At 74.4% G+C, this 4,046-nt stretch carries 3 protein-coding genes; all 3 read left to right on the top strand.

Going from position 1 to position 4,046, the window contains the following annotated elements; translation table 11 throughout:
* Positions 1-97 precede the first annotated feature (97 nt).
* Positions 98-1,192, top strand: coding sequence for a FecCD family ABC transporter permease (locus FNQ90_RS14860; protein WP_182606819.1), 1,095 nt, complete (start codon positions 98-100; stop codon positions 1,190-1,192).
* Positions 1,189-2,058, top strand: coding sequence for a heme ABC transporter ATP-binding protein (locus FNQ90_RS14855; protein WP_228471205.1), 870 nt, complete (start codon positions 1,189-1,191; stop codon positions 2,056-2,058). Before FNQ90_RS14860 ends, FNQ90_RS14855 begins: the two co-directional genes overlap by 4 nt.
* Before the next feature lie 438 nt (positions 2,059-2,496).
* Positions 2,497-4,046, top strand: a 1,550-nt coding sequence (locus tag FNQ90_RS14850; RefSeq protein ID WP_182606817.1) for a sugar transferase, incomplete at its 3' end; no start/stop codon positions are given.

Raw genomic sequence — 4,046 nt, 5'->3', positions numbered from 1 at the left:
CGCCCCGTCTCCCGCCCCCCGTGACGTCCCGATCGCCGAAGCGGGGCGCGACGCCCTGTCGGCGGCGGACGACGAGAACGCGGCGCCCCGGAGGCCGGTGTTGACGAAGCCCGCCGGCCCGGCCGGACCGGGCGGCCCGGGCCGGCCCACCGGCGGGAGACGTCCGCGCGGCACGACGGTGCTGCTGACCCTGGGACTGACAGCCGGTGTGCTGCTGCTCTCCCTGCTCTCCGCCGGTATCGGCGCGTACCACATCCCGGTCGACGACATCCTCTCCTCCGCCGCGCACCGCCTCGGTGTCGGGGGTGCGCCCCTGGAGCAGGTGCCCGAGAGCGTGCTGTGGAACATCCGACTGCCCCGGATCGTGCTGGCGCTGCTGGTCGGCGCCTCCCTGGGGTGCGCCGGCGCCCTGATGCAGGGTGTGTTCGGCAACCCGCTGGCGGAGCCCGGGGTCATCGGCATCTCCTCCGGCGCGGCCGTGGGCGCGGTGGCCTCGATCGCCTTCGGTCTGACCGTGTTGGGGAGTTGGACGGTCACGGTGGGGGCGTTCATCGCGGGCCTGGCGACGGTGCTGGTGGTGTACGTCCTCTCCCGCTCGGCAGGACGCACCGAGGTGGTGACCCTGATCCTCACCGGCATCGCGGTCAACGCCTTCGCCGGTGCCCTGATCGGTCTGAGCATCTTCTTCGCCGACAACGCGCAGATCTCCGAGATCACCTTCTGGCAGCTGGGCTCGCTGGCGCAGGCCACCTGGCCCAAGGTCCTCGCGGTCCTGCCCTGCGCGGCGTTGGGGTTGTTGGTCGCCCCCCTGTACGCCCGGCGGCTGGACCTGCTCTCGCTCGGCGAACGCCCCGCCCGCCACCTGGGCGTGGACGTGGAACGGATGCGGATCGCGTTGATCGTGCTGGTGGCACTGCTGACGGCGGCGGCGGTCGCGGTGGCGGGCATCATCACCTTCGTCGGATTGGTGGTGCCGCACCTGCTGAGAATGATCGCCGGGCCGGGGCACCGCTTCCTGATCCCCGGCAGCGCCCTGGCCGGTGCCCTGGTGCTGCTCGCGGCCGACCTGGCGGCGCGCACGATCGCCGCGCCGGCGGAGATGCCGCTGGGGGTGCTGACGGCGCTGATCGGCAGCCCGTTCTTCTTCTGGCTGCTGCGCCGGACCCGACGTCGACAGGGGGGATGGGCATGAGCCCCGCATGGTGGGAGCGCCGACGGGAGGCGGTGCGCGAGGCGCTGCTGCCGGCCGCCGTGAAGCCGCCGGCCCGACCGTCCCCGGGCGACGTCCTCGCCGAGGCGCGGGCGCTGGGGGTGCGGCGCGGCGACCGATCGGTGTTGAGGGACGCCTCGCTGCGGGTCGTCGCCGGTGAGGTGCTGGTGCTCATCGGTCCCAATGGCGCCGGGAAGTCCACCCTGTTGTCCGCCCTGGCCGCCGACACCCCCGCCGACACCGGGGAGGTGGTCCTGGACGGTCGCCCCGCGCCGCGGTGGCGTGCCCGGGAGCTGGCGCTGCGACGGTCGGTGCTGCCGCAGGCGACGACACTCTCCTTCCCGTTCACCGTCGCCGAGGTGGTGCGGATGGGCCGCGCCCCGTGGGCGGGGACCCCGGCCGAGGAGCGGGACGACGCGGTGGTCGCGGCGGCCATGGCCGCGACCGAGGTGTCCCCCTTCGCCGAACGCTCCTTCGCCGAACTGTCCGGCGGCGAGCGGGCCCGGGTGGCCCTGGCCCGGGTACTGGCGCAGCGGGCCCCGCTGACCCTGCTGGACGAACCCACCGCCGCGCTGGACCTGCGCCACCAGGAGCTGGTGCTGCGGCTGTGCCGGCAGCGGGCGGCGGCCGGCGAGGCGGTGGTGGTGGTCCTGCACGACCTCGCCCTGGCCGCGGCGTACGCGGATCGGGTGGTGGTGCTGCACGACGGACGGATCGCCGCCGACGGGCCGCCGGCGGAGGTGCTGACCGGGGGGTTGATCGGGGAGGTGTACCGGCAGCCGGTGGATGTGCTGCGCCATCCGGACACCGACGCCCCGCTCATCGTGCCGGTGCGCGCCGCGCGCTGAGCGGGCCGGCCGGGACCGTACACGCCACCCGATCGACAACCGGACTCGCCCGAAGGGGTGTTGGCGTTCGCGACACGGCCCTTCCGGATCCCGGCGCGGACGTGATCCGAGTCACTCGCCGTCGTCCGGTGGTCGGTCCCGGCCATGTCCCCGGAATCACCTCCGACCCACCCGTCCGGGCGGGGGCTCCCGCTCCTCCCCCGGTGACCTGCCGGTTCCCCCGGAAGCTCCACGGGAGGGCCGGAGGGAACGGTTCCGATCGGTGCGGCATGAAAGCGGCCAACCCCGACCGACCCCGGGGGAAAGTTCCAACGAACCCCAACCGAACACAAGTTGGATCGCCTACTCTCATCAGTCGAGTACCCGCGGAGCGGCATGGGGAGATGCCGGTCCGTGCGGGGAGACGACAGGGGTTCCTGACGGTTTCCGGGGGGTTTCATGCAGCACGTCGGTACGTCCGACACCACTCGCACGACCCGTACCACCCGCACGACCCGTACCGCCCGCGCGTCGCGTCGCGAGGGCGGCGGGGTCGGCCGGCCGCCGATACGGGGCCTGCCCGACGGTGCCGGTGCCAAGGGGCGCGGTTACGCCCCCCTCGCGGTGGCGAGCGACGCCCTGGGGGTGCTCGTCCCGGTCGCCGGTGTGTACCACCTCACCGGTCAGGGGCGCCCCGTGCTCTCGGCGGTGGTCGCCTGTTCGGCCTGGCTGGTGATCCGCGCCGGCCACCTGCGCTACGTCCGGCGCGTGATCGGCGAGTCCCGCGGGTTGCTGGCCGCCGCACACGACTGGGCGCTGCTGGTGGGGGTCCTGGCCCTGCTGCGGGTGCTCACCGGGGAGAACTCCGCGATCGGCGCGGCCCTGGCCGCCCTGTTGCCCGCGCTGTTCCTGTCCGCCCTCGCCGGTGCCCTGATCCATCGCCGGCTGACCGCCCGCCGTCGGGCGGCGGAGGCCGTTCGCCGGGTCCTGGTGGTGGGCGAGGCGGGGCCGGTCGGTGACGTCACCGCCCGGCTCGCGGCCCGCACCGACCACCCCTACGTGGTGGTCGGAACCGTGCCGGTCGGAGCGGGTGAGCCGTCCGGGGGCCTCCCGGTGACCGGCCGCCTGGGCTCCGGGCCGGTGCCCGACCGCCCCTCCCCGGCGGAGGGCGACCCGGACGAGGGGGTCGTGACGGGTGCGGTGCGCCGCTGCGGCGCCGATCTGGTCCTCGTCATCCCCGGCAGCCGGTTGACCGGTGAACGCCTGCGCCGGCTCTCCTGGCAGGTGCAGGACGCCGGACTGCCCCTGGTGATCTCCTCCGGCCTGAGCGACGTCTCACCCCGACGGGTACGTGTCTCCACCGCCGCCGGACTGCAACTGATCCAGGTCCTCGCGCCCGCCCGGGGCGGTCCCCCGCTGCTGGTCAAACACCTGCTGGACCGGGTCGGGGCGGCGCTGGGGCTGGTCGTGCTGGCCCCCCTGTTCGCCCTGATCGCCTTGGCCGTGCGCCTGGACTCGCGCGGCCCCGTGCTCTTCCGTCAGCGTCGGATCGGTCACCGGGGCGTCCCCTTCGTCATGTGGAAGTTCCGCAGCATGGTGCCGGACGCGGCTCGGTTGCGCGGCTCCATGGAGGAGGCCAACGAGCAGAGCGGCCCGCTGTTCAAGATGCGGCACGATCCCCGGGTGACCCGGGTCGGTCGACTGCTGCGCCGCAGCTCCCTGGACGAGCTACCACAGCTGTGGAACGTGGTGCGCGGGGAGATGTCCCTGGTGGGTCCGCGTCCCCCGCTGCCGGAGGAGGTCGCCCGCTACGGACCTGTGGAGCACCGCCGCCTGGAGGTGCGGCCCGGTCTGACCGGCCCCTGGCAGGTGGGGGGCCGCTCGGACCTCTCCTGGGACGAGAGCCTGGCCCTGGACCTGTCCTACACCGACAACTGGTCGCTGACCGGGGACCTGGACGTACTGGCCCGCACGGCCCGGGCGGTGGCGGGGGGCCGGGGGGCCTACTG

It is taken from the genome of Streptomyces alkaliphilus (assembly GCF_014141535.1).
GTDB lineage: Bacteria > Actinomycetota > Actinomycetes > Streptomycetales > Streptomycetaceae > Streptomyces > Streptomyces alkaliphilus.
Note: the sequence above shows the minus strand (reverse complement) of the source record. Positions and strands in the feature narration are given on the sequence as shown.